This window comes from Dolichospermum sp. LEGE 00246 (assembly GCF_015207865.1).
GTDB classification, from domain to species: Bacteria; Cyanobacteriota; Cyanobacteriia; order Cyanobacteriales; family Nostocaceae; genus Dolichospermum; species Dolichospermum heterosporum.
Map to the genome: position 1 here is coordinate 1 of NZ_JADEWA010000617.1, position 2,446 is coordinate 2,446.

Here is a 2,446-nt window from a genome sequence, read left to right on the forward strand (position 1 = left end):
ATACTGGAGGGGGTTGGGGGTGGGGTTCTTGTACCTCATAACATCGGGAAGTGCTGTATTAATAAACAGTTTTAGCTTTATTCAGCAAGCCCTAAATAAACTTAAAAAAGGCGTAGGGACAATTCAATAAATTGTCCCTGATACTGTTTATTCCTCTTCTAACTCAATCTCTTCTTCCTCCTCAACATCATGGGGTTGAACTACAGAATTAGCAGAAACTACAGCCCCTTTATCGAGTTTTTCCAAAACCTGTTCTTTAATTTTGGCAGCAAATTCTGGTTTTTCTTCTAAATACTTAATCGCGTTATCTCTACCTTGGGAAATGTTTTCACCACTGTAGCTATACCAAGCACCTTTACGCAAAAGAACACCAGTTTCTTCAGCTATATCCACTAAACAACCAATGGTAGAAACACCCTTACCAAAGATAATGTCAAATTCGGCAATTCTAAAAGGTGGTGCCACTTTATTTTTAGCTACTTTGACTTTGACACGGTTGCCAAATTCATCAGTTCCTTTTTTCAAAGTTTGAATTCTGCGAATATCCAAGCGCACAGAAGCGTAAAATTTCAGCGCGTTACCACCCGTTGTCGTTTCAGGACTACCATAGGTGACACCGATTTTTTGCCGTAACTGGTTAATGAAAATAACTGTGCATCCAGATTTACCAATATTACCAGTGATTTTCCGTAGAGCTTGGCTCATTAACCGAGCTTGTAAACCTACGTGAATATCCCCCATATCCCCTTCAATTTCGGCGCGGGGGACTAAAGCAGCAACGGAGTCAATGACAACAATGTCAACAGCCGCAGAACGCACAAGTTGATCAACTATTTCTAATGCTGATTCACCATTGTCTGGCTGAGAAACAAGTAAGTTATCAATATCTACACCCAATGCAGCGGCATAGGTAGGGTCTAAGGCGTGTTCAGCGTCTACAAATGCCGCTATACCACCATTTTTTTGCACTTCTGCGAGGGCATGGAGGGCAATAGTAGTTTTACCAGAACTTTCTGGTCCGTAGATTTCGATTACCCGTCCTTTGGGTAAACCACCACCCAAGGCTAAATCTAGAGTGAGCGCCCCGGTGGATATTGTTTCTACCTTCATCCGGGTGGCATCACCTAAGCGCATAATTGCTCCCTTTCCGAAACTGCGCTCAATTTGTCCAAGTACAATATTTAACGCTTTTTGCTTGCCAGAAGTCTCAGTATTAGCTGCCATTTTTGCCTCTAAGTATAGGATTTTCCAAAATTACTGGACAGGAGTTTTAATAGAACGGATATACTATCCTAACCGGAAAGTGTGCCAATTAGGAATGTTTACAAAATTATGTTTGCCAAGATCCTAAGGCGATCGCTGAAAAATTATAGCATTTTAGATTTAAGATTGTGAAAGACTAACTGTATCAGCTTTCTATCTATCGCCATCGGTAAAGCCAACTGGTATAATTTTCACAGTTGATAGCGGCAGTCTGAGCATAAATCAGTATGGAACGAGTCATCAAAAGCGGCGCTGGTTGGCGCATAGGCTGGAATCCAGATGCACCAGAATTTAAAGGCTTAGTCGGCACAGAAGATTGGGCGATAGAATTAACCGAAGCAGAATTAAACGAATTTTGTCGTCTATTTAATCAGCTTGCAGATACCATGAAGCATCTAGCTACAGAATTAATGGACGAGGAAAAAATTGCCTGTGAAGCCGAAAGTGATTTATTATGGATGGAGGTGGAAGGTTATGCTCATGCCTACAATCTGCGCTTCATCCTCAATACAGGACGGGGGACGGAAGGTAAATGGGAGGCTTCAGCCGTAGCTGAATTGTTGCCAGCCGTCGGAATGTTAAAAGTTTTTTGAATCACCCCTTGCTATTTTTCTTGATCTTGTGATATCTTTGGGAGAGTGACTTAATTAATTTTAGATGCACGCATTGGGAATCATCCCCACGCCAAAAGTCTAAAATCTCAAGTTCACATTTACGGGACGTAGCGCAGCTTGGTAGCGCGCCACTTTGGGGTAGTGGAGGTCTAGGGTTCAAATCCCTACGTTCCGATTGACGGAAACTTTCAATTAGAGAACTGCACAGATTGGGGTACAGTTAGGTCGAGGGGGAGTAGTCGGGTAAGGTTCAAGCGTCACCGCTCTCCCCTCCCCTAAGAACCGTGCATAAGACTTTCGCACTTACACGGCTCAAGCCTTACTTCAAGCGAGTTGACTTGGTTTTAGAATGTTCCTGTTTGTGACACGCATGATGCAAGTGCTGTAGGTTTTCAATGCCGTCTCGTCCACCAGGGGATTGCGGGAAGGCTGGGAGCCGCGTAAGCCTACCCGTGCGGTTTTAACCGCTGCCAATATTCTCAACCATGATGCGGGTCATTAATATATCTTTCTATTGTGTCGGCGGCAACATTCCCCGCAGTTGAAAAGAAATAGCTTTTTTTCATAGA

At 43.2% G+C, this 2,446-nt stretch carries 2 protein-coding genes, 1 tRNA gene and 1 pseudogene; 2 read left to right on the plus strand and 2 right to left on the minus strand.

Annotated elements, in window-relative coordinates:
• Positions 1-147 precede the first annotated feature (147 nt).
• Positions 148-1,224, minus strand: a complete 1,077-nt coding sequence (gene recA / locus IQ228_RS24720; protein ID WP_027402322.1) for a recombinase RecA — start codon at positions 1,222-1,224, stop codon at positions 148-150.
• A gap of 266 nt (positions 1,225-1,490) precedes the next feature.
• On the opposite strand from recA, the gene IQ228_RS24725 reads away from it, so the two are divergent.
• Together IQ228_RS24725 and IQ228_RS24730 are read left to right on the plus strand one after the other, a co-directional pair.
• Positions 1,491-1,856, plus strand: coding sequence for a DUF1818 family protein (locus IQ228_RS24725; RefSeq protein ID WP_027402323.1), 366 nt, complete (start codon positions 1,491-1,493; stop codon positions 1,854-1,856).
• Positions 1,857-1,978: 122 nt separating this feature from the next.
• Positions 1,979-2,052: transfer RNA gene (locus IQ228_RS24730), tRNA-Pro, on the plus strand.
• Between the two features lie 144 nt (positions 2,053-2,196).
• Here IQ228_RS24730 and IQ228_RS27530 read toward each other — a convergent pair.
• A pseudogene (locus IQ228_RS27530) lies at positions 2,197-2,289 on the minus strand (HNH endonuclease); the annotation flags it as partial.
• Positions 2,290-2,446: the final 157 nt, after the last annotated feature.